Source organism: Streptomyces minutiscleroticus (assembly GCF_014650875.1).
Classification (GTDB): Bacteria; Actinomycetota; Actinomycetes; order Streptomycetales; family Streptomycetaceae; genus Streptomyces; species Streptomyces minutiscleroticus.
The window spans coordinates 1-25,169 of sequence record NZ_BMVU01000045.1 but is presented as its reverse complement, the minus strand read 5'-3'; the positions used below and the strand labels follow the sequence as shown (position 1 = coordinate 25,169).

General features: G+C 74.6%; 20 protein-coding genes and 1 rRNA gene. 4 read left to right on the top strand and 17 right to left on the bottom strand.

The window, feature by feature from the left end; translation table 11 throughout:
* Nucleotides 1-152: 152 nt before the first annotated feature.
* The 4 genes from ald to pyrG all read right to left on the bottom strand — a co-directional run bounded on the left by ald (nucleotide 153) and on the right by pyrG (nucleotide 6,149).
* The gene (gene ald / locus IE271_RS31110; protein ID WP_190193816.1) at nucleotides 153-1,277 is read right to left on the bottom strand and encodes an alanine dehydrogenase; all 1,125 of its coding nucleotides are present in this window, start codon (nucleotides 1,275-1,277) and stop codon (nucleotides 153-155) included.
* Between the two features lie 137 nt (nucleotides 1,278-1,414).
* On the bottom strand, nucleotides 1,415-3,496 hold the full coding sequence (locus tag IE271_RS31105; protein ID WP_190193815.1) for a tetratricopeptide repeat protein: 2,082 nt from the start codon (nucleotides 3,494-3,496) through the stop codon (nucleotides 1,415-1,417).
* Between the two features lie 234 nt (nucleotides 3,497-3,730).
* The gene (locus tag IE271_RS31100) at nucleotides 3,731-4,357 is read right to left on the bottom strand and encodes an NUDIX domain-containing protein (protein WP_190193814.1); all 627 of its coding nucleotides are present in this window, start codon (nucleotides 4,355-4,357) and stop codon (nucleotides 3,731-3,733) included.
* Nucleotides 4,358-4,466: 109 nt separating this feature from the next.
* Nucleotides 4,467-6,149, bottom strand: coding sequence for a CTP synthase (gene pyrG, locus IE271_RS31095; protein ID WP_190193846.1), 1,683 nt, complete (start codon nucleotides 6,147-6,149; stop codon nucleotides 4,467-4,469).
* A gap of 489 nt (nucleotides 6,150-6,638) precedes the next feature.
* Between pyrG and IE271_RS31090 the strand changes: the two genes are divergently transcribed.
* Complete coding sequence (locus tag IE271_RS31090; protein ID WP_190193845.1) at nucleotides 6,639-8,441, top strand: glycoside hydrolase family 15 protein; 1,803 nt, start codon at nucleotides 6,639-6,641, stop codon at nucleotides 8,439-8,441.
* Between the two features lie 151 nt (nucleotides 8,442-8,592).
* Entirely contained in the window at nucleotides 8,593-10,245 is a 1,653-nt protein-coding gene (locus IE271_RS31085; RefSeq protein WP_190193813.1) for a PucR family transcriptional regulator, read from the top strand.
* A gap of 73 nt (nucleotides 10,246-10,318) precedes the next feature.
* On the opposite strand, the gene IE271_RS31080 is transcribed toward IE271_RS31085, so the two are convergent.
* From IE271_RS31080 to IE271_RS31055, 6 genes are all read right to left on the bottom strand, one after another.
* Nucleotides 10,319-11,458 carry a glycosyltransferase family 4 protein gene (locus tag IE271_RS31080; RefSeq protein WP_190193812.1) on the bottom strand — a complete coding sequence of 380 codons (1,140 nt, stop codon included), beginning with the start codon at nucleotides 11,456-11,458 and terminating at the stop codon, nucleotides 10,319-10,321.
* A 253-nt stretch (nucleotides 11,459-11,711) separates the two neighbouring features.
* Nucleotides 11,712-12,527, bottom strand: a complete 816-nt coding sequence (locus tag IE271_RS31075) for a hypothetical protein (protein WP_190193811.1) — start codon at nucleotides 12,525-12,527, stop codon at nucleotides 11,712-11,714.
* Nucleotides 12,528-12,597: 70 nt separating this feature from the next.
* Nucleotides 12,598-14,316, bottom strand: a complete 1,719-nt coding sequence (gene recN / locus IE271_RS31070; RefSeq protein ID WP_190193844.1) for a DNA repair protein RecN — start codon at nucleotides 14,314-14,316, stop codon at nucleotides 12,598-12,600.
* 177 nt (nucleotides 14,317-14,493) lie between these two features.
* Nucleotides 14,494-15,399, bottom strand: a complete 906-nt coding sequence (locus IE271_RS31065; RefSeq protein WP_190193810.1) for an NAD kinase — start codon at nucleotides 15,397-15,399, stop codon at nucleotides 14,494-14,496.
* Nucleotides 15,396-16,211, bottom strand: coding sequence for a TlyA family RNA methyltransferase (locus tag IE271_RS31060; protein ID WP_190193809.1), 816 nt, complete (start codon nucleotides 16,209-16,211; stop codon nucleotides 15,396-15,398). Before IE271_RS31060 ends, IE271_RS31065 begins: the two co-directional genes overlap by 4 nt.
* A 7-nt stretch (nucleotides 16,212-16,218) precedes the next feature.
* Complete coding sequence (locus IE271_RS31055; RefSeq protein WP_190193843.1) at nucleotides 16,219-16,602, bottom strand: hypothetical protein; 384 nt, start codon at nucleotides 16,600-16,602, stop codon at nucleotides 16,219-16,221.
* A 177-nt stretch (nucleotides 16,603-16,779) separates the two neighbouring features.
* Here IE271_RS31055 and IE271_RS31050 point away from each other — a divergent pair, with 177 nt between their 5' ends.
* Nucleotides 16,780-17,127, top strand: a complete 348-nt coding sequence (locus IE271_RS31050) for an SCP2 sterol-binding domain-containing protein (RefSeq protein ID WP_190193808.1) — start codon at nucleotides 16,780-16,782, stop codon at nucleotides 17,125-17,127.
* Between the two features lie 3 nt (nucleotides 17,128-17,130).
* On the opposite strand, the gene IE271_RS31045 is transcribed toward IE271_RS31050, so the two are convergent.
* From IE271_RS31045 to IE271_RS31030, 4 genes are all read right to left on the bottom strand, one after another.
* Complete coding sequence (locus tag IE271_RS31045) at nucleotides 17,131-18,081, bottom strand: ABC transporter ATP-binding protein (protein WP_229919666.1); 951 nt, start codon at nucleotides 18,079-18,081, stop codon at nucleotides 17,131-17,133.
* Complete coding sequence (locus IE271_RS31040) at nucleotides 18,078-19,094, bottom strand: FecCD family ABC transporter permease (RefSeq protein WP_229919672.1); 1,017 nt, start codon at nucleotides 19,092-19,094, stop codon at nucleotides 18,078-18,080. Before IE271_RS31040 ends, IE271_RS31045 begins: the two co-directional genes overlap by 4 nt.
* An 89-nt stretch (nucleotides 19,095-19,183) precedes the next feature.
* The gene (locus tag IE271_RS31035; RefSeq protein ID WP_190193805.1) at nucleotides 19,184-20,230 is read right to left on the bottom strand and encodes a FecCD family ABC transporter permease; all 1,047 of its coding nucleotides are present in this window, start codon (nucleotides 20,228-20,230) and stop codon (nucleotides 19,184-19,186) included.
* Nucleotides 20,231-20,342: 112 nt separating this feature from the next.
* Entirely contained in the window at nucleotides 20,343-21,371 is a 1,029-nt protein-coding gene (locus IE271_RS31030) for an HAD hydrolase-like protein (protein ID WP_190193804.1), read from the bottom strand.
* A 72-nt stretch (nucleotides 21,372-21,443) separates the two neighbouring features.
* On the opposite strand from IE271_RS31030, the gene IE271_RS31025 reads away from it, so the two are divergent.
* On the top strand, nucleotides 21,444-22,748 hold the full coding sequence (locus IE271_RS31025; RefSeq protein WP_190193803.1) for a DUF1015 family protein: 1,305 nt from the start codon (nucleotides 21,444-21,446) through the stop codon (nucleotides 22,746-22,748).
* 162 nt (nucleotides 22,749-22,910) lie between these two features.
* On the opposite strand, the gene IE271_RS31020 is transcribed toward IE271_RS31025, so the two are convergent.
* From IE271_RS31020 to rrf, 3 genes are all read right to left on the bottom strand, one after another.
* Nucleotides 22,911-23,729: a tetratricopeptide repeat protein gene (locus tag IE271_RS31020; protein WP_190193802.1), complete on the bottom strand. Its 819-nt coding sequence runs from the start codon at nucleotides 23,727-23,729 to the stop codon at nucleotides 22,911-22,913.
* Nucleotides 23,666-24,856, bottom strand: a complete 1,191-nt coding sequence (locus IE271_RS43635) for a hypothetical protein (protein WP_190193801.1) — start codon at nucleotides 24,854-24,856, stop codon at nucleotides 23,666-23,668. Before IE271_RS43635 ends, IE271_RS31020 begins: the two co-directional genes overlap by 64 nt.
* Before the next feature lie 219 nt (nucleotides 24,857-25,075).
* A 5S ribosomal RNA gene (rrf, locus tag IE271_RS31010) occupies nucleotides 25,076-25,169 on the bottom strand; the annotation flags it as partial.

The following is a 25,169-nucleotide window of genomic DNA, read 5'->3' as shown; positions in this document are numbered from 1 at the left end:
CGAAAGGGTCGAACGGTCATCTTCGGCGCGAGTTGAACGAGTATCCCAAAGTGAGGCGACGCACATCCGGCCGGGCCTTGTCGGGCAAGGTCCGGCCGGGTGCGTCGTGTTGACGATCCGTGTTGACGTATCGCCTTGTGACCTCGGGGAGATCAGCCGAGCAGGGACTCCAGCTCGACGTGGTCGAGACCGTGGGCCTCGGCGACCTCGCGGTAGACCACCTTGCCCTCATGGGTGTTGAGCCCCTTGGCCAGGGCCGGGTCGCGGCGCAGCGCCTCCGTCCAGCCGCGGTTCGCCAGTTCGACGATGTACGGCAGCGTGGCGTTGGTCAGTGCGTAGGTCGAGGTGTTGGGCACCGCGCCGGGCATGTTGGCGACGCAGTAGAGGACCGAGTCGTGCACGGCGAAGGTCGGCTCGGCGTGCGTGGTGGGACGTGAGTCCTCGAAGCAGCCGCCCTGGTCGATCGCGATGTCGACAAGGACACTTCCCGCCTTCATCCGCGACACCAGCTCGTTGGTGACGAGCTTGGGGGCCTTGGCGCCCGGGATGAGGACGGCGCCGATGACGAGGTCGGCCTCCAGGCACGCCTTCTCCAGTTCGAAGGCGTTGGAGACGACGGTCCGGATCTTCGTGCCGAAGATCCGGTCGGCCTCGCGCAGCTTGTTGATGTCCTTGTCGAGCAGGGTCACGTGGAAGCCCATGCCGATGGCGATCTGCGCCGCGTTCCAGCCGGAGACGCCGCCGCCGATGACGACCGCCCTCGCGGCCGCCACGCCCGGGACGCCGCCGGGCAGCACCCCGCGGCCGCCGTTGGCGCGCATCAGCTGGTAGGCGCCGACCTGCGGGGCCAGCCGGCCCGCGACCTCCGACATCGGGGCGAGCAGCGGCAGCGCCCGGTTCGGCAGCTCGACCGTCTCGTAGGCGATGGCCGTGGTGCCGGACTCCAGCAGGGCGTCCGTGCACTCCTTGGAGGCGGCCAGGTGCAGGTAGGTGAAGAGGGTCTGGTCCTTGCGCAGGCGGTGGTACTCCTCGGCGACCGGCTCCTTGACCTTCAGCAGCAGGTCGGCGGTGGCCCACACCTCGTCGGCGCTCTCCAGGACGCGGGCGCCGGCCGCGACGTACTCGCCGTCCGGGATCGAGGAGCCGGCACCGGCGTTCCGCTCGACGACGACCTCATGGCCGTGGCGCACCAGCTCGTGCACGCCGGCCGGGGTGATGGCCACCCGGAACTCGTTGTTCTTGACCTCGCGGGGGATGCCGACCTTCACGTGGATCACGGTCCTTGGGCTCAGGGGGATTCTTGCAGCAATGCACGACATACCGGTACGCACGGCGGCACACCGGGAGACACCGCGGAACACCACGGCGGAGCCAGTCTAATGAAGGACTTGTGGCTGTCTAGCCTTTCAAAGCATCAATCTTCAGACGATGTACTGCGGGTTTCGCAGGCGTTAGCGTCATGTTCCCTGTCTGCTTCGAGCTCCTGCAGCTCGTCTCCCAGCATGCGCTCGGCGGCGCCGCGGTGCAGCCGGGCGGCCGCGGGGTCCCCGAGGCGCTCCAGGGTGTCGGCGAGCCGCAGGTGCAGCGCGGCCTGCAGCCGCACGTCCTCGGCGCGGCGCGCCCACTCGACGGCCTCCTGGCAGGTCCGCAGCGACTCCTCGGGCCGGCCCGCGTACTCCTGCACCCGCGCCAGCTCGCTCAGGGCACGGGCCTGGGCCGCGACGTCGCCGTTCCTGCGGTGGGCGGTGACCGCCGAGCGCCAGGTGCGCAGCGCTTCGCCGTAGCGGCCCGCGTAGGTGTGCGCGGTGGCGATGCGGCCGTACAGCCGGGCGGCGTCCGTCCGCTCGTCGCGGGCCAGCCGCTGCGCCAGCGCCCGCCCGTACCAGTCGGCGGCCCGGTCGTAGTCCCCCAGCTCCAGGTGGGCGCCCGCGACGGACTCCATCGCGCGGCCGGTCGCGTACGGGTCGTTCGCCGCGCGCCCGGCGTCCAGCGCGGCCCGGTAGCGGACCAGCGCGTCGGCGGTGCGCCCGGTTCGCGCGTCCAGGTCGGCGAGGTTCAGCAGGGCCGCGGCCTTCTCGCGGGGCAGGTCGCGGCGCTCGGCGACGTCGAGCACGAGCTGGTGGACGCAGTACAGGTCGGCGGCCGCCGCCTGCGTCCCGAAGTGCGCGACCAGGGCCCGCACCAGCGCGGACATCAGCCGCCTCGCCAGGGTGTCCAGCTCTCCGTCGGCGACCGCGAGGCGGGCCGCGGCGAGCAGCGCGGGCTGCCGGACGCGCAGCCACTCGGCGGCGGCCCGGGGGTCGGCGAAGCGCAGCGCGCGGGGCATCGCGAGCAGCCTCTCGCGGGCCTGCGGGCTGTCGGTCTCGGTGATGGCGCGGCAGGACTGCAGCAGCCGTACGGTCCGCTCCAGCATCCGGGCGCGGGCCAGCTGCAGCTCGGCCGGGCGGTCCTCGGCCGCGGTGCGCGCGCGCAGCAGGGGCAGCAGGCAGCCGGGCACCTCGTACTCCGGCAGCGGGGACTCGACGGCCCGCAGCAGGCCGAGCCCGACGAAGTCGTCCAGGGCGGCGCGGGCGGTCTCGACCGAGCACCCGGCGAGCCCGGAGGCGATGTGCGGGTCGACCAGGCCGGCCGGGGCCAGCGAGAGCAGGCGCAGCATCCGGGCGGCGGCCGCGGGCAGGTCCGCCAGGACGAGCCGGAAGACCCGGCCGAGGACCGGGCCGTCGTCGCCGTCGGCGTGCAGCTGCTTGGCGAGGTCGGAAACGGCCGATTTGGGGCGGTGGGCCAGCCACCCTCCGGCCAGGACGAGGGCGGCCGGCTGCCCCGCGCAGATCTCGACCAGGCCCTCGGCGGCACGCGGGTCCACGGTGATGCGGACCGAGCCGGTGTAGCGGCCCAGGAGTTCCAGGGCGGCCTTGGTGTCGAGCCCGCCGACGGTGCACGGGCGGACGCCGGGGATGCCGGTCAGCGGCCCGTCGGAGACGGCGACGACCAGGCACCGGGTGGTGTCCGGCAGCAGGACGTCGACCTGCTCGGCGTCGGCCGCGTCGTCCAGCAGCAGCACCGCCCGGCGGGTGGACAGCGCCGCGCGCACCTCCGCGGTCAGGTCGTCCTCGGCGGCTCCGGCCGGGGCGGCCGTCCCCAGGGCGGTCAGCAGGTCGCGGGCGGTGCGCTCGCCGGGCACGGGCGTGCCGTCGGGCGCGCTGAGGCGCGCGCGCAGCACGCCGTCCGGATAACGGTGCGCGACCCGGCGGACCAGCTCCTCGGCGAGCGCGGTGCGGCCGTACCCGGGCTTCCCCGCGACCAGCAGCACCCGCGCGCGGGGCGCGGCGCGGCCCCCGAGGGTGTCCAGGCCGACGCGTTCGATGTCGGCCTGGAGCTCCTTCAACTCCCTTGTCCTGCCCAGGAACAGACGCTCCGTAGGGAAGGACTCGACGGCCGGGTCCGGCCCGGTCGCCGCCACCTGCGTACCGTCCGTGTCCACCGCCTGCTCCGTCACGGGCCACACTCCCGTCCCACTGCGCGCGCGTGCCCGCCGGATCTTCCGGACGGGGCGTTTTCCGAGCCTAGTTCACGCTCTGCGACGATCCCGACGGAGCGGGGCGGGCAGGTCCCCCGATCGGATCAGCAGATCGTCACACCGGCCTGCGCGATCAGGGTGAACGGGGCCGGAGGGCGCCGCACGGAGGATTCGGCCGGTTCCGGACGCACGGCGGCGGCCACCGGGACGGGATCAGGCCTCGAAGGGGCGGGCGGGCCAGGGGGCCTGGGCGGGGCGCAGCGCGTCCAGGCCGTCGCCCGCGCGGGCCGCGACCAGCGACAGAACGCCCACGACGAGGCAGTTGTTGTGCAGCTCGCCGGCGAGGACGCCGCGCACGAGCTCGTCGACGGAGACCCGCGCGAGCTCCATGTCGGCCTCCTCCTCCATGACCTCGAACCGCTGCCCCTCGGCCTCGGACAGGTCGCGGGCGAGGAAGATCCGCACGGCCTCGTCGCAGCCGCCCGGCGTCGTGTACACGTCGGTGAGCACGCGCCAGTCCTCGGCCTTGACGTGCGCCTCCTCGTACAGCTCGCGCTGAGCGGCGCTCAGCGGATTCTCGCCGGGGACGTCGAGCAGTCCCGCGGGGATCTCCCAGAGCTTGTGGCGGACGGGGTGCCGGTACTGCCGGATGACCAGGACGCGGTCCTCCTCGTCGAGGGCGAGGACCGCCACCGACCCGGGGTGGACCTGGTAGTCGCGGTGGACGACCGAGCCGTCGGGCATGACCACGTCGTCGGTGCGGACGGAGGTCTTGTTGCCCGTGAACGGGGTCGCGGTCGCCCTGACCTCCCACTCCTCGGCGGTGTCCTTGATGGTCATGTCGACGTGTCCTCCCACACCTGTGCGAGCCGGCCGGGCGGGCCGGCCGACGGAAAAACCGGGGTGCGCGTCATGAGGACGCACACCCCGGCAACCGTACAACCAGGTGTCACTCGCTCGTCGCGTGTGCCGCCTGCTGCCGCTCCACGGCCGCCTTCACCAGGCCGGCGAAGAGCGGGTGCGGGCGGGTCGGGCGCGAGCGCAGCTCCGGGTGCGCCTGCGTGGCGACGAGGTAGGGATGGACGTCGCGGGGGTACTCGACGTACTCGACCAGCTTGCCGTCCGGGGAGGTGCCGGAGAACTGCAGACCCGCCTTCTTCTCCAGCTCCGCGCGGTAGGCGTTGTTCACCTCGTAGCGGTGACGGTGGCGCTCCTCGACGTACTCCTTGCCGTCGTACACCTCGCGCACGATCGAGCCCTCCGCCAGCTTCGCCGGGTACATGCCCAGCCGCATGGTGCCGCCCATGTCGCCCTCGCCGGCGACGATGTCGAGCTGCTCGGCCATGGTGGCGATCACCGGGTGGGCGGTGGCCGGGTCGAACTCGGTGGAGTTGGCGTCCGGGATGCCGCCGAGGTTGCGCGCGGCCTCGATCACGATGCACTGCAGGCCCAGGCAGAGGCCGAGCAGCGGGATCCCGTTCTCACGGGCGTACTGGATCGCGCCGACCTTGCCGGACACGCCGCGCTCGCCGAAGCCGCCGGGGATGCAGATCGCGTCGACGTCGCCGAGCTGGGCGGCGGCGCCCGCCGGGGTCTTGCAGTCGTCGGAGGTGACCCACTTGATCTTGACGCGGGCCCGGTTGGCGAAGCCGCCGGCGCGCAGCGCCTCGGTCACCGACAGGTAGGCGTCGGGCAGGTCGATGTACTTGCCGACCAGCGCCATGGTGATCTCGTGCCGCGGGTTGTGGACCCGGTCGAGCAGGTCGTCCCAGGTGCTCCAGTCCACGTCGCGGAAGGGCAGGTCCAGCTTGCGGACCACGTAGGCGTCCAGGCCCTCGGCGTGCACGACCTTGGGGATGTCGTAGATCGACCGGGCGTCGGGGCAGGCCACCACGGCGGCCTCGTCCACGTCGCACATCAGCGAGATCTTCCGCTTGATGGCGGTGGGGACCTCGCGGTCGCAGCGCAGCACGATCGCGTCCGGCTGGATACCGATGTTGCGCAGTGCCGCAACCGAGTGCTGCGTGGGCTTCGTCTTCAGCTCACCCGACGGACCGATGTAGGGAAGGAGGGAGATGTGGACGACGAAGACGTTGTCGCGGCCGACCTCGTGCCGTACCTGGCGGACGGTCTCCAGGAACGGCAGCGACTCGATGTCGCCGACCGTGCCGCCGACCTCCGTGATCACCACGTCGACCTCGTCCGTCGCCATGCGCCGGATGCGGTGCTTGATCTCGTTGGTGATGTGCGGGATGACCTGCACGGTGTCGCCCAGGTACTCGCCGCGCCGCTCCTTGGCGATGACCGACGAGTAGACCTGGCCGGTGGTGACGTTGGCCGAGCCGTCGAGGTCGCGGTCCAGGAACCGCTCGTAGTGGCCGATGTCCAGGTCGGTCTCGGCGCCGTCGTTGGTGACGAACACCTCACCGTGCTGGAACGGGTTCATCGTGCCCGGGTCGACGTTGAGGTAGGGGTCGAGCTTCTGCATCACGACACGGAGACCCCGGGCCTTGAGCAGCATGCCCAGGCTGGAGGCGGTGAGGCCCTTGCCGAGCGAGGAGGCGACGCCCCCGGTGACGAAGATGTGCTTGGTCGTCGTGGCTGTGCTGTTGCGAAAAGCACTGGGCGGCATGGCCAAGAGGGGGCTCCCGTGGTCGCGGTCTGGAGTGCGGATCGGCAGCCCTGCCCGGAGGGTTCCGGAGGTGCCGGCGCTGCGGTTCGGGGGACCCTTCTCTCCTCACTGTCCGGAGTGGGCGCCCACCGGTCCACGGGCTACCAGCGTATCAGCGGCGGAGCGAGACCGCTTCCGGCCACGCTCCGCACACGCGTCGACACACGTACCGGAGTAGGTCATTCATTCGGCGCAGTCGCGTTGCCGGGAGGGGCGAGCGGATCATCGACGTGCGTCGTATCCTGCTCGGACACTCAACTGCCGAGCCGGGCCGGCACGCGGCACCACCCCGACCGTTGTCCCGGAACCACAGAGAGCTCGTCAGTCCGTTGCGCGACGAATGCCGGCGTTTCCCGTCGATGTCGCGCGGCGACGCATTACAAACGTTCCCCTGACCTCATGAGCGACCGCCCCTGCGGGGGCGACGCGGCCGTTCGACTGGAGTTGCACGTGGCCGGGCGCATCGAAGACTACGCACTCATCGGAGACATGCAGACCGCCGCGCTGGTCTGCCGGGACGGCACGGTCGACTGGCTGTGCCTGCCCCGCTTCGACTCCCACGCCGTCTTCGCGGGGCTCCTCGGGACCGAGGAGCACGGGTTCTGGCGTCTGGGCCCGGCGTACCCGGCCGACGCCGAGCCGCCGAGAGCGTCCCGCCGCACCTACCGCGGCGACTCGCTGATCCTGGAGTCCGAGTGGGACACCCCGCGCGGCACGGTCCGCGTGACCGATTTCATGCCGCCGCGCGACGGCGCCCCGCAGCTCATCCGGATCGTCGAGGGCGTCTCGGGCCGGGTGCCGATGCGCTCCGCGCTGCGGATGCGGTTCTCCTACGGGCGGGTCGTGCCATGGGTGCACAAGCACGACGGGCGCACGGTCGCCGTCGCGGGCCCCGACTCGGTGTGGTTCGACACCGAGGCCGAGACCTACGGCAAGGACCTGACGACCTTCGCGGACTTCACGGTCGCGCCGGGCGAGCGGATCGCGTTCACGATCTCCTGGGAGCCCTCGCACCGGACGCCGCCCGCGCTGCCGGAGCCGGAGCAGTCGCTGGAGGCGACCGAGGAGTTCTGGCACGAGTGGGTGGAGCACTGTACGTACCACGGCCCCTACCGGGAGGCCGTGATCCGCTCCCTGATCACCCTGAAGGCCCTCACGTACGCCCCGACCGGCGGCATCGTCGCCGCGCCCACCACCTCCCTGCCGGAGGACATCGGCGGCGTGCGCAACTGGGACTACCGCTACACCTGGCTGCGCGACGCGGCGATCACCCTGTCCTCGCTGCTGCGCACCGGCTACCGCGAGGAGGCCCGCGCCTGGCGCGAGTGGCTGCTGCGCGCGGTCGCGGGCGACCCGGAGAACCTGCAGATCATGTACGGCATCGCCGGTGAGCGCGAGCTCGGCGAGGCGGAGCTGGACTGGCTGCCCGGCTACGAGGGCTCCGCCCCGGTGCGGGTCGGCAACGGCGCCGCCCACCAGCTCCAGCTGGACGTGTACGGCGAGGTCACCGAGGCCCTGCACCTGGCCCACATGACGGGCCTGGCCCGCAACGACTACGCCTCCCTGCTCCAGCTGAAGCTGATCCGCTACCTGGAGGACCACTGGCAGGACCCGGACGAGGGCATCTGGGAGGTGCGCGGCCCGCGCCGGCACTTCGTGCACTCCAAGGTGATGGCCTGGGTCGCGGTGGACCGCACGATCAAGCTGATCGAGTCCGGCGACGCGGACGGCCCGCTGGAGCGGTGGCGGGAGCTGCGGGACGACATCCACCGGGACGTGTGCGAGAAGGGCTACGACCCCGAGCGCAACACGTTCACCCAGTCGTACGGCTCCCAGGAGCTGGACGCCTCGCTGCTGCTGATCCCGCAGGTGGGCTTCCTGCCGCCGGACGACAAGCGGGTGATCGGCACGATCGAGGCGATCCAGCGCGAGCTGTCCACCTCGGACGGGTTCATCCTGCGCTACCCCACCGAGAGCGGCGACGAGAACGTGGACGGCCTGCCCGGCGACGAGGGCGCCTTCCTGGCCTGCTCGTTCTGGATGGCGGACGACCTGGCGATGATCGGCCGGGTGGACGAGGCCCGCAAGCTCTTCGAGAAGCTGCTGGCCCTGCGCAACGACCTGGGCCTGCTCGCCGAGGAGTGGGACCCGCGCCTGCAGCGCCAGGTCGGCAACTTCCCGCAGGCGTTCAGCCACGTGCCGCTCATCGACACCGCCCTGCGGCTGACGGCCTCCGGGGCGTACGGAGGCTAGTGCCGTGACCGGAAGGGTTCACCGGCTCGCGACGCCCGGCACGGCACTGGAGGCACACGGCCGGGCGAACGCCGACCGCGCCCGCCGGTGATCGTCCACGGACCCGCCCGGAGCTGTCTCCGGGCGGGTCCGTGCAGGTAGCGTCCCCGCCATGGACAGCGGCATCGGCGTTGCGGACGCCCAGGGCGGCGGGATCAGCGTACGGCGGGCCCTGGAGCTGCCGGGGCTGCGCGGCGGGCTCCCGGAGGTCCTGGCGGGCGCCGAGCGCCTGGACCGCACCGTGCGCTGGGTGCACGCGGGCGAGGTGCCGAACATCGCCTCGCTGCTCAAGGGCGGCGAGCTGCTGCTGACCACCGGATACGGCCTCGGGGCGCGCCCCGCCGAGCAGCGGGCGTTCGTCCGGGCCCTGGCCGAGCGCGGGATCGCGGCGCTCGTCGTCGAGCTGGGCCCCCGCTTCGCCCGGCTGCCCGCGGCCCTGGTGGAGACGGCGCGTACGAGTGGTCTTCCGTTGGTCCAGCTGCACCGCGAGGTGCCGTTCGTGACGGTGACCGAAGAGGTGCACACCGAGATCGTCAACGGCCACTACGCGCTGCTCCGGCGGGCCGAGGAGGTGCACCGGCGGTGCACCCGGGCACTGCTCGACGGCGGCGGGGTCCCGCAGGTCCTGGGGATTCTCGCAGACTTCTCGGGCAACCCCGTCTTCCTGGAGACGGCCGGCGGGCAGCTGCTCTACGCCGCCGGGGACGGGGACTGCGGCGCGGACCCGCTCCAGGTGTGGGAGGGGCTGCGCGGCCGCCGGCGGGACGCGCCGCCCGAGGGGACCGTGCTGGTGGACGTGCCCGGCGGCGGTCCCGGCACCGGCTCCGTGCGCGCCCGTCTCGTGCTGCTGCCCGTGGGCTCCCCGCCCGCGCCGGTGCACCGGATCGCCGCGGAGCGGGCGGCGGGCATCCTGGCCGTGGTGCTGATGCAGGCGCGCCAGGAGGAGGAGCTGGCCGCGCGCGGCCGCGGCGACTTCCTCACCGATCTCGCGGAGGGCCGCGTCACCGCCCGGGACGCGCCCGCGCAGGCCCGTGTGCTGGGCTTCCGGCCCGGCGCCGGGCCCATGCTGCCGGTGGTCATGCGGCTCGCGGACGGCCTCTCCCCCGACGGGCCGCCCTCCGGCGGCGGCTGGGCGGTGCTGGCGCGCGCCGTGGCCGAGGAGCTGGCGCCGCTGGGAGTGCCGGTGCTGCTCGGCGTACGTCCCGTGGAGGGCCGCGTCCCGCTGCTGCTGGGGCTGCGCGCCGAGTCCGGACGGGACGGCGTCGCCGACCGGGCGGCCGCCGCGCTGCGGTCCGGCGCGGAGCGGGCGGGCCTGGTGCGCCCCGGCGCCCGGCCGCCGGTCGTGGTGGTCGGGGCGCCCGGCGGCTGGGCGGCCGTGTCGGCGGGGCTGCGGCACGCGGCCGAGGCGGCGACGGCGGCGCAGGGCCTGGCCGACCGCCCCTGGTACGACGCCCGCCGCCTGGACATCGACCTGCTGCTGTGGCGGCTGCGCGACCACCCTGACCTGGCGGCGTTCGTGGACCGCGCGATCGGCCCGCTGCGGGACCACGACGCGCGGTCGAGGCCGCCCCTGCTGCCCACCCTGGAGGCGTACCTGGCGCACGCGGGCCGCAAGGCGGAGACGGCCCGCGACCTCCACCTCAACCGCCAGACCCTCTACAACCGGCTGGCCCGGATCGGCGAGCTGCTCGGCACCGACCTGGAGGACCCGCAGACGGTCCTGGCGCTGAGTCTGGCCCTGCGGGCGCGGCGCCTGGTGCCCTGAACCGGCCGCCGGTCACGGCGTCCGGTGTCCCGGCCGGCCGCCCGCCGCCCGCACCGCGCGACGGCGGTCGGCCCTAGGGCAGCGGCAGCGGGTTGGTCAACTCGTCGTAGACGCTGAGCACTTGGGCGACCGTCGCGTCCTCCGTCGGCCAGGTCGCGGCCTGCCGGACGCCCCTGTCCCGCAGCAGCTCGCGCCGCGCCGGGTCGCCGAGGAGGCGGACGACGGCCTCGGTGAGGGCCTCGGCGTCCGCGTACGGGACGAGTTCGGCGGCGTCGCCGACCAGTTCGGGGGTGCCCCCGACGGCGGTGGCGACGAGCGGGACGCGGGCGTGCAGTGCCTTCTGGGCGAGCACGGAGCGCGCCTCCCATCTGCTGGTCACCAGCGCGAGGTCGGCGGCCGCGAGGAGGCCGTCCACGTCCTCGTACCGCCCGAGCAGCCGCACCGGCAGCTTCTCCTCCTCGACGCGGCGCCCGAGCGGGCCACGCAGCGGGCCCTCCCCCGCGATCACGACGAGCGGCACCGGGTCCAGCCACCGCCAGGAGCGGGCCGCGTCCAGCAGCGTGCCATGGCCGCGGTCCCGGTCGAGCGGGCCCACGGCCAGCAGCAACGGCCGGTCCTCGACGCCCAGTGCGTCCCGCACCGCGGACCGCCGCGGTGCCCACGCGCCGCCCGCCGCCCCGGTCGTCCCCACCCCCGGCAGCGCGACCGCGGCGAGCCGGGCGTCGCGGGCCCCCCGGCGGCGGGCGCGGTCCACGAGGTCGGAGGAGTTGCCGAGCAGGACCGAGGCGGCGCGGGCGACCCGGCGCTCGATCAGGCGGACGAGGTGCGCCCGCGCGCCCTCGACGTGCGTACGGGTGTGCCAGGTGACGACGAGCGGGACGCGCCGGCCGCTGAGCGCGAGGGCGGCCCGCAGCCCGGCGTGCAGGCCGTGCGCGTGCACCAGGTCCGCGTCCGCGCACGCCGCCCGCAGCGCGGCCATCGACGCGGGGTCGGCGCGCCGGGCGACGGGGACGTGCCGGGCACCGGCCCCGGCGAAGTCGTACGCGGGCCCGGCCGCGGCCGGGGCGCACACGGTGACCCGCACGCCCCGGGCGACGAGCCCCGCGGCCAGCGACCGTACGTGCGCGCTGCTGCCCGCGCTGCCGCCGCCGAGCACTTGTACGGTCCGCAGCGGCGACTGGCCGTGCGCTGGATGGCTGCTCACGTGCATCACGTGGCCGGGCTCCCGGTTCGGCGTCGGACGGGCACGAAGGAACGTACTGGGAGGGAGCGCACCGTGGTGCGTCCCGTGCGTGGTGCTCCGCGTTTCTCCGTCAAGGATGCCAGCACGCACGGGTGTTCCGGGACCACGAGGACGGCACGGCCGTGACGCGAGCGGCGGAGCCACCCCCTGGGGTCACCCACACGAGTGAGTCCGTACGAGACGGAATTCGCCCGTCCGTGCGGCCGCCGCCCGACCGGGGCGACTACGCCCGGCGGAGCCGTCGGCGCGCGGCGGCCCACGGCGCGCCGGACGCCCGTGCCCACGCGCTCACCCGCTCGCCGCGGGCCGCCGCCGCGACCAGCGCGGCGGCGTGGAGGAGCAGCCCGGCGCGGCCGCAGCCGGCGGCGACGGCCGCACCGGGGGCGGCGCCCAGCGCGTGGGCCCCGGTGTCCCCGACCATCGCGCGTCCGCCGAGGTCGTCGGGGAGCACCGCGGCGGCGGCGCCCACGGCCGCCGCGGCCAGTGCGCCTGCGGCTCCCCGGCGCGGCAGGCCGGGCACGCCCAGCACGAGCACCGCGCAGGCCGCCCGCCCGGGACGCACGTCCACGAGGTTGACGAAGTGGGCCGTCCCGGCGATCACGACACCCGCGAGCACCTTGTCCAGGGGCCGCTCCCGCAGCAGCGCGCCGGCGGCGAGCCCCGCCGCGGAGATCCCGAACAGCTTGACCGCGCCGCTGGTGACCTCGCCGTCGCGCAGGGCCGACAGGTGCGCCCGGAAGCCGCGCCGTGCGTCCCCCGCGCCCGCCACGTCGTCGTACGCCCCGCAGGCCCCGGCGGCCAGGACGGCGAACCCGGCGGCGCCCCGCACCCGGGCGGCGGCGAGCGCGGCCCCGGCGGCGACGGCCGGACCGGCGTACAACTCCACGGTGCGGCCCGCGTGGTGGGTCCGCAGCCACCGCGCACGCCCGCCCGGGGCACGGGACCGCAGCACGGCGGCGGCGATCCGCGTGGCCCCGGCGGCGACGGCGGACACCCCGCTCCTGCCCGCGCCCGTGCCCGCGTACCGCCCGATGATCATGGAGCCACCCTACGACGACGGCCGCCACCGAGGAGGGCTCCCCGGTGGCGGCCGTCCCGCGCCGTGCGGACTAGACCTCCGCCCGCGCCGTCTCCAGCAGCTCCTCCGCGTGCGCCCGGGCCGTCTCCGAGTCCTCCTGGCCGGCCAGCATCCGGGAGAGCTCGCGGACCCGCTCCTCACCCTCCAGGACCTTCACGCCGGAGCGGGTGACGGAGCCGTCGTTGGTCTTCTCCACGAGCAGCTGCCGGTCGGCGAAGGCCGCCACCTGCGGCAGGTGCGTGACGACCACGACCTGCGCGGTCCTGGCCAGCTTGGCGAGCCGGCGGCCGATCTCCACGGCCGCCTTGCCGCCGACGCCCGCGTCGACCTCGTCGAAGAGGTACGTCGGCACGGGGTCCGTGCCGGCGAAGACCACCTCGACCGCGAGCATCACGCGCGACAGCTCACCGCCGGACGCGCCCTTGGCGATGGGCCGCGGCGGCGCCCCGGGGTGGGGGGCCAGCAGCAGCTCGACCTCGTCGGCGCCGGACGGCCCGTAGGCGACCGTGCGGCCGCCGACCTCGACGCCCTCGGGGTCCTCGGTCTGCCGGATCTCGAAGGACACGCGCGCGTGCGGCATGGCCAGCGAGGCCAGCTCGGCGGTCACGGCGGCGGCGAACCGCGACGCGGCCTCCTCGCGCGCGTCCGTCAACGCCTGCGCGAGCCCGCCCAGTTCGGCCCGCAGCGCGTCCCGCTCGGCGGTCAGCTCCTCGATCCGCTCGTCGTCGCCGTCCAGCTCGGTCAGGCGCGCCGCGCCCTGCTCGGCCCAGGCCAGGACGGCGTCGATGTCCTCGCCGTACTTGCGGGTGAGCTGGGTGAGCGCCGCCCGTCGCTCCTCCACCGCCGCGAGGCGCAGCGGGTCGGCGTCGAGGTCGTCGGCGTACCCGGCCAGCTCGCCGGCCACGTCGCCGAGCAGGATGCCGACCTCGCCGATGCGGTCGGCGAGCGCCGCCAGGGCGGTGTCGTGGGAGCGGACCGCCTCCAGGGCCCGGTGCGCGCCCGCGACGAGGGTCGCGGCGTCGATGCCCTCCGGGTCCTCGGGGTTGCCCGCGAGCGCGGCGTGCGCGGCGGTGGCCGCCGACGCCAGCGCCTCGGCGTGCCCGAGCCGCTCGGCCTCCGCGGCCAGCTCCGCGTCCTCGCCCGCGCGCGGCTCCACGGCCGCGATCTCGTCGAGGCCGAAGCGCAGCATGTCGGCTTCCTGGGCGCGTTCCCGCGCACGCGTGGTGATCTCCTCCAGCTCGGCGGAGACCGCGCGCAGCCGCCGGTAGGCGCCCGTGTACTTGGCGAGCGGCACGGCGACGGCGTCGCCCGCGTAGCGGTCGAGGGCCTGCCGCTGCCGGCCCGGCTTCAGCAGGCCCTGCTGGTCGGTCTGGCCGTGCACCGCGACGAGCTCGTCGGCGAGTTCGGCGAGCAGCCCGACGGGCACGGAGCGCCCGCCGAGGTGGGCGCGGGAGCGCCCCTCCGCGGAAACGGTACGGCTGATCAGCAGCGCCCCGTCGTCGAGTTCGGCCCCCGCCTCCTCGGCCCGTACGGCCGCCGGGGCGCCCGCGGGCACGGTGACGCGGCCCTCCACGACCGCGTTCCTGGCGCCGATCCGTACGAGGGCCGGGTCCGCGCGCCCGCCCAGCAGCAGGCCGAGGCTGGTGACCACCATCGTCTTGCCCGCGCCGGTCTCACCGGTCACGGCGGTGAAGCCGGGCGACAGCTCCACGACCGCGTCGTCGATGACTCCGAGCGACCGTATCCGCATCTCCTCCAACACGCACACGACCTTACGAGGTCAGAGGCCGAATGTGCGACGGGCCCCGCCCCGCTGTGACGAAGGCGCAGGTGACAGGGGTCCGTCCCGTACCACTTCACTCTACGGAGTGGGATTCTCCGACCCCGGCCCCGGCCGCGGCCCTGGTCCCAGCCTTGGCTCCCGCTCCTACTGCGGCGCGCCCCGCCACCCCGACACCGGCAGCGCGAACTTGGCCACCAGCCGGTCCGTGAAGGACGCGTGGTGCAGCCGGGCGAGTCTGACGGGCACCGAGCCCCGGCGCGCCTCGACCCGCGCGCCGGACGGCAGCGGGAACGTGCGCCGTCCGTCGCACCAGAGCACCCCGTGCGGCGTGTGCGGCTGCACCTCCACCGCGAGCACCGTGTCGGGCGAGGTCACCAGCGGTTTGGCGAACAGGGCGTGCGCGCTGATCGGCACCATCAGCAGCGCCTCCACCTCCGGCCAGACCACCGGGCCGCCGGCCGAGAAGGCGTACGCCGTGGAGCCGGTCGGCGTCGCGCACACGATGCCGTCGCAGCCGAAGCCCGTGACGGGCCGGCCGTCGATCTCCAGCACGACCTCCAGGAGCCGCTCGGCGGAGACCTTCTGCACGGCGGCCTCGTTGAGCGCCCAGTCGGTGTGCACGACGTCGCCGTTGCTGTGCACGACGACGTCGATGGTCATGCGCTCCTCGACCTCGTACGACTTGGTGACGACGCGGTCGACGACCTTGTCCAGGTCGTCGCGCTCGGCCTCGGCGAGGAAGCCGACCCGGCCGAGGTTCACGCCGAGCATCGGGACGCCGGAGGCGCGGGCGAACTCCGCGCCGCGCAGCAGCGTCCCGTCGCCGCCGAGCACGATCAGCAGTTCGCACCCGTCGAGGCACTCCGGGGTCGCCTCCTTGACCAGCTGCACCGACGGCGGGAGCGGCAGGTCGGCGGCCTCGGCCTCCAGGACCTTGACGCCGAGCCCGGCGCGCTGCAGCCCCTGGACGACGAGCTCGGCACTGCGGATGGCCGCGGGCCGTCCGGTGTGGGCGAGCAGGAAAACAGTACGAGCTCCGGTCTGAGTCAACGCGGCCCCTCCGCCACTGCACGGTCAACGTCGGCCGGGTCCAGTTCGGGCGCCCCGGCGCGCAGCCACAGAAAGTACTCGACGTTCCCGGAGGGCCCGGGCAGCGGGCTCGCGGTGACGCCCCGCACGCCGAGGCCCAGCTCGTGCGCGCGCTGGGCCACCCCGCGCACGGCCTCGGCACGCAGCTGGGGGCTGCGGACCACGCCGCCGCTGCCCAGCCGTTCCCTGCCCACTTCGAACTGCGGCTTGACCATCATCACCAGATCCGCGTCGGGCGCCGCGCACCGCACCAGGGCGGGCAGCACCAGACCGAGCGGGATGAAGGACAAGTCGCCCACGACAAGATCCACGGGTTTCCCATCGATCGCCTCCAACGTCAACTCGCGTACGTTCGTACGGTCCTTGACGGTGACGCGTTCATCGCTCTGCAGCGACCAGGCGAGCTGACCGTAGCCGACGTCGACGGCGACCACGTGGGCGGCGCCCGCGCGCAGCAGCACGTCGGTGAAGCCGCCGGTGGAGGCCCCGGCGTCCAGCGCCCTGCGGCCCTCGACCCGCAACCCCCGCGGCACGAACGCGGCGAGGGCGCCGGCGAGCTTGTGGCCGCCGCGCGAGACGTAGTCGGGGTCGCTGTCGTCCTGGGCGACCACGATGGCGGCGGCCGTCTCCACCTGGGTGGCGGACTTGGTCGCCACCGTCTTGCCGACGGTGACCCGCCCGGCGGCGATCAGCTGGCCGGCGTGCTCGCGCGAACGGGCGAGCTTCCGGCGGACCAGTTCGGCGTCGAGGCGGCGTCGTGCCACTCCTGCCACGTTCGGTTCAGCTCCTGTTGCTAGGGGTGTTGCCTGGGATGTCGCTCGGGGCGTGCGTGCCGCTCCGAGCCGGCCGGGGTGCCGGGGGACCCGCCGGTCCCGGGGGCCCCTGCGGTCCCGGCGGCCCCGGACGGGTGTCCAGCTCGGTGAGCGCGTCACGCAGCCCCCGGTGCACATCCTCGTACACCGCGACGTGTCCGTCGGTGGCGAGGTGGTCGACGTCGGAGAGCCGTGCGAGCCGGGCGTCGATCCCGGCGTCGCCCGTGGGGGTGCGGGGCACGTCCAGCGGGGCCGGGGCGGCGGGGTCGCGCTCGGGCTCCGGCTCCGGCTCCGGGGCCTGCTCCGGTTCCGGGGGCCGCCCCGGCTCCGGGGCCTGCTCCGGCTCCGGAATCCGTTCGCGCTCCGGGGCCCGCCCGTGCTCCGGTCCCCGCCCGTGCTCCGGCCGGGCGTCGGTCCCCGGCCGGGGAGCGGGTTCCGGCCGGGGACCCTGTCCGGTCTCCCCGGTCTCCCGCACTGAGTCGTTCATGCCCCGACGCTACCGCGAAGCGCTGGGGTACCGTCGCTCACGATGGCGACGACTGAGGAGTGCCGCAGCGCACTCGACAAACTCTCGGACAGCATGGCGGACGCGAACGGGAAGGTGCGCAGCGCGGCGGCTTTCGACCGCTCGCTGAGCTGCCACATCACCGATCTCGACGTCACCTTCACCGGCCGTCTGGACCAGGGCCGCATCGAGGTGCTCGACACCCTCCAGGGACCACCCCGGGAGAAGGCCCAGATCCGGCTCGCCATGACCGGCGACGACCTGGTCGCGCTGGTCGACGGCGAGCTGCACTTCGCCCGGGCCTGGGGCGCGGGCCGGGTCAGGCTGGAGGCGGGCTTCCGCGACCTGCTCCGGCTCAGGTCCCTCCTGTGACGCTCAGGCGCCCTCCGCGACGCCGGCCGCCGCGGAGGCGCGCGCCTTGCGGGCCGCAGGCACCACCAGCGGCGTCCCCGTCTCCGGGTCGTCGATGACCTGGCAGCGCAGCCCGAAGACCCGCTCGACCAGCTCGGCCGTGACGACGTCCTTCGGCGCGCCCTCGGCGATCACCTCGCCGCCGCGCAGCGCGATGAGGTGCGTGGCGTACCGGGCGGCGTGGTTGAGGTCGTGCAGCACGGCGACCAGGGTGCGGCCCTGCTCCTCGTGCAGCTCCGCGCACAGGTCCAGGACGTCGATCTGGTGCTGGATGTCCAGATAGGTGGTCGGCTCGTCGAGGAGCAGCAGCGGGGTCTGCTGGGCGAGCGCCATGGCGATCCAGACGCGCTGGCGCTGGCCGCCGGAGAGCTCGTCGACGTAGCGGTCGGCGAGCTCGGCGACACCGGTGGAGGCCATGGACTCCTGGACGATCCGCTCGTCCTCGGCCGACCACTGGCGCAGGATGCCCTGGTGCGGGTAGCGGCCGCGGCCGACCAGGTCACCGACCGTGATCCCGTCGGGCGCGATCGACGACTGCGGCAGCAGCCCGAGGGTACGGGCCACCTTCTTCGCGGGCATCGACTGGATGACCTGCCCGTCGAGCAGTACCCGGCCCTCGCTCGGCCTCAGCATCCGGGACAGGGCGCGCAGCAGGGTGGACTTGCCGCAGGCGTTGGGACCGACGATCACCGTGAAGGAGTTGTCGGGTATCTCCACCGACAGCTTCTCCGCGATGACGCGCTGGTCGTAGGCGAGGGTGACGTTCTCGGCGGACAGGCGGTTCACAGTGCCGGTGCTCCTCTTGGTGTTCTCGTTCGCTCCGCCGTCGGCGCTCCGGTGCGCCCCGCCGGTCTCCGTACCCGCCCCGCCGCCCGCGCCGGCTCCCCCGGGGCCCCGGCGTCCCGCCGGTCTCATACGCGGCCCGCCCTGCGCTCGGCGACCAGCAGCCACAGCAGGTAGACACCGCCGAGGACGCCGGTGACCACGCCCACGGGCAGCTGGTCGGCGCCGAAGGCCCGCTGCGAGGCCCAGTCCGCGACGATCAGCAGGGTGGCGCCCATGCACATGGCGGGCACCAGGTTCGGGCCCGGCGAGCGGGTCAGGCGCCGGGCGAGCTGCGGCGCGGTGAGCGCGACGAAGCCGACCGGGCCCGCCGCGGCGGTGGCGGCGGCGGTGAGCAGCACGGCGGCGAGCATCAGCAGCAGCCGCGTCCGCTCCACCCGCACGCCCAGCGCGTACGCCACGTCGTCGCCCATCTCCAGCATCCGCAGGCCGCGCGCCTTGCCCAGCACCAGCGGCACGAGGACCGCGCACAGGGCGAGCAGCGGCCAGACCTGCGTCCAGTCGCGGCCGTTGAGGGAGCCGGTCATCCACACCACCGCGCGGGCGGCGTCGACGAGGTCGGCCTTGGTGATCAGGTAGCCGTTGACCGCCGTGAGCATGGCGGCGACGCCGATGCCGACCAGGACGAGCCGGTAGCCGTGCACACCCCGCTTCCAGGCCAGCAGGTAGATGCCGAGGCCGGTCACCAGGCCGCCGGCCAGCGCGCCCGCGGTGACCGCGGTGGCGCTGCCGGAGAACAGCACGATGACGACGAGCGCGCCGGCCGTGGCGCCCTGCCCGAGGCCGAGCACGTCCGGGCTGCCCAGCGGGTTGCGGGAGATCGACTGGAACAGCGCGCCGCCCAGCCCGAGCGAGGCCCCCACCAGCAGGCCCACGAGGACGCGCGGCAGCCGCAGCTCGGTGACGATGAACTCCTGCCCGGCGTTCCCGTTCCCGGTCAGCGTCGCCAGCACGTCGCCGGCGGAGATCGGGAAGTCGCCGGTGCCGATCAGGACGACGCTCGCGGCGAGCGCCGCCACCAGGAGCAGCACGACGACCGTGGCGGCGCGCACGTCCAGGCGGACGGAGAGGCCGCCGGTGCGCACGGCCCGCGGGTGGAAGGCCCGCGCGGAGCCCTCGGCGGTGCCGGAGGCCCCGGGGCGACCGGGGGTGCGTGGGTCCTTCACGACTCTCCTCACAGCTGGGCCGTCCTGCGCCGTCGTACGAGAAAGATGAAGACCGGGCCGCCGAGGATCGCGGTGACGATGCCGACCTGGAGCTCGGCGGGCCGCACGATCATCCGTCCGACGACGTCGGCGCCGAGCAGCAGCACGGGCGACAGGACGGTGGCGTACGGCAGGATCCAGCGCAGGTCGGGCCCGGTGAAGGAGCGCACGACGTGCGGGATCATCAGGCCGACGAAGACGATCGGGCCGCAGGCGGCGGTCGCGGCGCCGCACAGCAGGGTGGCGGCGGCCATGGACAGCGCGCGGGTGCGGTTCAGGTGGGCGCCGAGGGCGCGGGCGGTGTCGTCGCCCATGGCCATGGCGTTCAGCGGGCGGGCCAGCGCCAGGGCCAGGACCGTGCCGATGACGAGGAACGGCAGGACCTGCTCGATCGTCCGGTCGGTGGCCGAGGACAGCGATCCCACCGTCCAGAAGCGCATCTTGCCGAGGGCCGCGTTGTCCATGATCATCACGGCCTGCAGATAGCCGTACAGCGCGGCGCTGATCGCGGTGCCGGCGAGCGCGAGCCGTACGGGGGTCGCGCCGCGGCTGCCGCCGAGGAGGTAGACCAGGGCGCCGACCGCGGCCGCGCCCAGGAAGGCGAACCACACGTAGCCGCTCAGCGTGGTCACGCCGAAGAAGGTGATGGCGGTGACGACCGCGGCGGACGCCCCGGCGTTGATGCCGAGGAGCCCGGGGTCGGCCAGCGGGTTGCGGGTCAGCGCCTGGAGGACCGCGCCGGACAGGCCGAGCGCGGCCCCGGCGAGCAGTCCGAGCAGGGTGCGCGAGAGCCGGTCGCCGACCACGGCGTCCCCGTACGTGCCCGAGGCGTGGAACAGGCCGTGCCAGACCTCCCCCACGGACAGCGACTTCGCGCCGATGGCGATGCTCGCCAGCGCGACGAGCACGAGGACCGCGACCGCGGCGAGGAGCCCCAGCGCGCGTATCGCCCGGCGGGACGGCGGCGCGGGGGCGGTCTCCGCGCGCTGCTGTTCGGGAGGACTGTCGACCAACACGTAGTTAGGTTAGCCTAATCTGCCGTTCTTCCTCGATCCTCGCTCCGACCTGCGCCTACGCGGGCGGCCCCGCCCGGGCCCTCGCGCACGCCGTCCGCGGCGTCGACCCCGCTCAGAGGCCGAGCCGCGCCAGCGCCTTCCCCCCGTCCAGCGTGCCCGCCCCGTCCCCGGCCGCCGTCCAGGCCGCCGCGCACAGCGCCCGCAGGCCGTCGAGCGGAGCGCCCTCGCCCTCCAGTTCCAGCCGTTCCCGTCCGGCGAGGGCGGTCCAGCCGCCGCACCGGAAGCCCTCACCGGCCGCTTCGACCTCCGGCTGCCCGGTGAGCAGACCCCGCAGGTCCGCGTCCACGTACGTCGGCCGGTGCCGCGGCGGCGCGGCGAGCAGGCGCGCCCCGTCGGTCACACCGGTCAGCACCAGCAGCGAGTCCACCCCGCCGTTGAAGGCGCCCTCGATGTCGGTGTCGAGCCGGTCGCCGACCACCAGCGGCCGCTCCGCCCCGGTCCGCAGGATCGTCTCGCGGTGCATGGGGGGCAGCGGCTTGCCCGCCACCTGCGGCTCCGCGCCCGTGGCGATACGGACGACCTCCACCGCGGCGCCGTTGCCCGGCGCGATGCCCCGCGCGCTCGGAATGGTCAGGTCCGTGTTGGACGCGAACCACGGCACACCCTTGCTGACGGCGTACGCGGCCTCCGCGAAGCGCCCCCAGGGCAGGTCGGGCCCGCCGTACCCCTGCACGACCGCCGCCGGGTCGTCGTCCGCCGACTCCACCGGCTCCAGACCGCGCTCGCGCAGCGCGACCCGCAGCCCCTCCCCGCCGACCAGCAGCACCCGCGCGCCCTCCGGCAACTGCTCGCTCATCAGCCGGGCCACGGCCTGCGCCGACGTCACGACGTCCGTGGCCTCGGCCGGGATCCCCAGCTCGGTGAGGTGCGCGGCCACCGCGTCCGGCGTGCGCAGCGCGTTGTTCGTGACGTACGCCAGCCGCATGCCGCCCTCCCGGGCCGTGCCCAGGGAGTCGACGGCGTGCGCGATCGCGTGCCCGCCCGCGTACACCACCCCGTCCAGGTCGAGCAGCGCCGTGTCGTACGCCTCACTGAGGGCCCGTCCGCTGCCCTCGGGCCGCGTCCTGACGGTCTGGCTCATTGCGCATCGCTCCTCATCCGATCCCTTTCCCCCGATCATCGCGCATGGCGCCCGCATGCTTACGATGCACCAATGACTATGGCTGGTCCCGCGGAGGTAACAGCAGGTACGGGCCTTGATCTGAGCCCGTTCAGGGGTCTGCGCTACGTCCCCGGCAGAGTGGGCAGCCTGGCGGCCGTCACGTCCCCGCCCTACGACGTGGTCGTACGGCCGGACGGCCTGCTCCACCTGGAGTCGGCCGACCCGCACAACATCGTCCGGCTGATCCTCCCGCAGGCCGACACCCCCGCCGCCCGCAACGCGCAGGCCGCGGACACCCTGCGGCGCTGGCTCTCCTCGGGCGTCCTGTCCCCCGACGCCGAGCCGGCCCTGTACGTGTACGAGCAGCGCAGCGACGACGGCATGCTCCAGCGCGGCCTCATCGGCGCCCTGCGCCTGTCGGACGCGTCCGAGGGCGTCGTCCTGCCGCACGAGGACGTCATGCCCGAGGTGGTCGCGGACCGCGCCGACCTGATGCGCGCCACCCGCGCGAACCTCGAGCCGCTGCTGCTCACCTACCGCGGCGACACCCCCGCCGGCAACGGCTCCGCCTCCGGCGCGGCCGCCGTCGTGGAGCGCACCGCCGAGCGGCCGCCCCTCCTGCGCACGGTGACGGAGGACGGCTACAGCCACCGTCTGTGGGCCGTCACAGACCCGGCGGACACGGTACGGATCCGGACAGACTTGCGGCACCGGCAGGCCCTCATCGCGGACGGCCACCACCGCTGGGCCACCTACCTGCGGCTGCGCGCCGAGCACGGCTCCCCCAGCCCCTGGGACCACGGCCTCGTGCTCCTCGTGGACACCGCGCGCTATCCGCTGCGCGTGCGCGCCATCCACCGGCTCCTGCACCGCCTGCCGCTGCCGAAGGCGCTGGCCGCGCTCGAGGACTCGTTCCGGGTACGCCGCCTGGAGGTGCCCCTGCCCGAGGCCATGGAGCGGCTCGCCGCGGCCGCCGAGAAGGGCAACGCCTTCCTCCTCGCGGGCGACGGCGCCTTCCACCTCGTCGACCGGCCGGACCCGGGGCTCCTGGCCCGTACGGTCCCGGCGGACCGGCCCGAGGCCTGGCGCACCCTGGACGCGACGGTCCTGCACGCGACGCTCCTCGACCACGTGTGGCAGATCCCGGACGTCCCGGGCCACATCGCCTACATCCACGACACGGCCGCGACGGTCGAGAAGGCGGAGCGCGACGGCGGCACCGCGGTCCTGATGCACCCGGTGCACGAGGAGGTCGTGCGCGAGCTGGCGAGCCAGGGGGTCAGGATGCCCCGCAAGTCCACCTCGTTCGGCCCGAAGCCGGCGACGGGCCTGGTGCTGCGGGCGCTGGAGTCCTGAGACGACGGGCCGCCCGGCCCGGGGACGCGGACGGGCGGGGCTCCTGGTGGAGCCCCGCCCGTGCGCGTGGTGCTTCTGTGGGTCCGTCCGCGGTCCCGGCGGGGGGGCACGGGCGGCGCGCCCTGCCTCCCGCCGGGTCCGTTCACGGCTCCCGCGGTCGCGTCAGTCCCGCGGCCTGTCGTCCCCGTCGCGCCCGACGGCCTCGGGGGCTTCACTGTCCTCGGCGCCGTCGTCAGCGCCGGACTCCGTCGCCCCGTCCGACCCGGCGGCCGACGCGGGTCCGGTCTGCGCCGCCGGGGCTGCGTCCTCGTCCCGCAGGACCGAGGCGTCACCGTCCTCCGCGTCCTCATCGAGGGCGTCGACGAACTCGACGCCGTCCAGTTCGGCGAGCCGGTCGGAGGCGTCCGTGCTGCCGTCCCGGTCGGACTCGACGGCCTTCGCGAACCACTCGCGCGCCTCGCTCTCGCGGCCCGCCGCCAGCAGCGCGTCGGCGTACGCGTACCGCAGCCGCGCGGTCCAGGGCTGGACGGAGTTCGAGGCCAGCTCGGGGCTCTGGAGCGTCACGATGGCCGCGTCGAGCTGCCCCATGTCGCGCCGCGCCCCGGCCGCCACGAGCCTCATCTCGACCTGGCCCGCCTTGTCGAGCTTGTGCACCTCGGGGGCGCCGGCCATGTCCAGCGCCTTCTCGGGCCGCCCGAGACCGCGCTCGCTGTCGGCCATGACGGGCCACAGGTCGACGTTGCCGGTCATGCGCCGCGCCGCCCGGAACTCCGCGAGCGCCTCGCCGTACTTCTGATTGGCGTACGCGGCGAAGCCGGCCGCCTCGCGCACGGCGGCGACACGCGACGCCAGCCGCAGCGCCACCCTGGAGTACGCGTACGCGCCCTCCGGGTCCTCGTCGATGAGCCGGGCGACCATCACCAGGTTGCGCGCGACGTCCTCGGCGAGCGTCTTCGGCAGGCTCTGAAGCTCCTGCCGCACGTCCTTGTCGATCTCCTCGCCGGTGACGTCCTCGGGGATCGGCAGCCGCTTGACCGGCTCGCGGTCGCGGTCGGGGCGCTGCTCGTCACGGAAGCGGCCGCCGCCGCGGCGGTCGTCCCGCCGGTCGTCACGGCGGAAGCCGCCGCCCGGGCGCCCCCGGCTGTCGTCGCGCCGCGGGCCGCGCCCACGCTCGTCGCGGCCGCGGAAGCCGCCGCCGCGGCTGTCGTCACGCCGGTTGTCGTCGCGGCGGAAGCCGCCACGGTCACCGTCGCGCCGGTCGTCACGGCGGTCGCGGTCGTCACGCCGGCCGTAACCGCCCCCGTTGTCCTCACGCCGGAAGGCAGGACGCTCACGGCGGTCGTCGCGCCGGTCGTCGCGGCCACGGAACCCGCCGCCGCGGCTGTCCTCACGGCGGCTGTCCTCACGGCGACTGTCGTCGCGGCGGAAGCCGCCACGGTCGTCACGGCCCCGGAACCCACCGCGGTCGTCCCGACGCTCGTCGCGTCGGTCGTCGCGGCGGAAACCGCCCCGCTCACCCTCACGCCGGTCGTCACGACGCCCGTAACCCCGCTCGTCATCACGCCGATACGAGGAACGCTCATCGTCACGCCGGTACGAAGGACGCTCGTCACGGCCGCGGAACCCGCCGCCGCGGCTGTCGTCACGCCGGTTGTCGTCGCGGCGGAAGCCGCCACGGTCACCGTCGCGCCGGTCGTCACGGCGGTCGCGGTCGTCACGCCGGCCGTATCCACCGCGGTCGTCCCGACGCTCGTCGCGTCGGTCGTCGCGGCGGTCGTCGCGGCGGAAACCGCCCCGCTCACCCTCACGCCGGTCGTCACGACGCCCGTAACCCCGCTCGTCATCACGCCGATACGAGGAACGCTCATCGTCACGCCGGTACGAAGGACGCTCGTCACGGCCGCGGAACCCGCCGCCGCGGCTGTCGTCGCGGCGTGGTCCGCCGGGGCGGTCGTCGCGCCGGAAGGCGGGCCGGCCCGGCCGGTCGTCGCGGCCGCGGAAGCCGCCGCTGCGGTTGTCGTCGCGGCGGAAGCCGCCACGGTCACCGTCGCGCCGGTCGTCACGGCGGTCGCGGTCGTCACGCCGGCCGTATCCACCGCGGTCGTCATCGCGACGCGGGCCTCCGCGGTACCCGCCGCGGTCACCACCGTCCCGGCGGCGCTGATCGCGCTCCGGTCGCTCGTCGGGAGAGTTGGTGGACATCGGGTGACTCCTGTCTTCGGTACCGCAAGTCATTCTCACGCAGCCGAGTACCCGGCGCGCTCGGGAAAAACAAAAAGGACCTTTGGTCCCAGCGAGTCGCTGGGACCAAAGGTCCTCCAAAGATTGTTCGGCGGCGTCCTACTCTCCCACAGGGTCCCCCCTGCAGTACCATCGGCGCTGTGAGGCTTAGCTTCCGGGTTCGGAATGTAACCGGGCGTT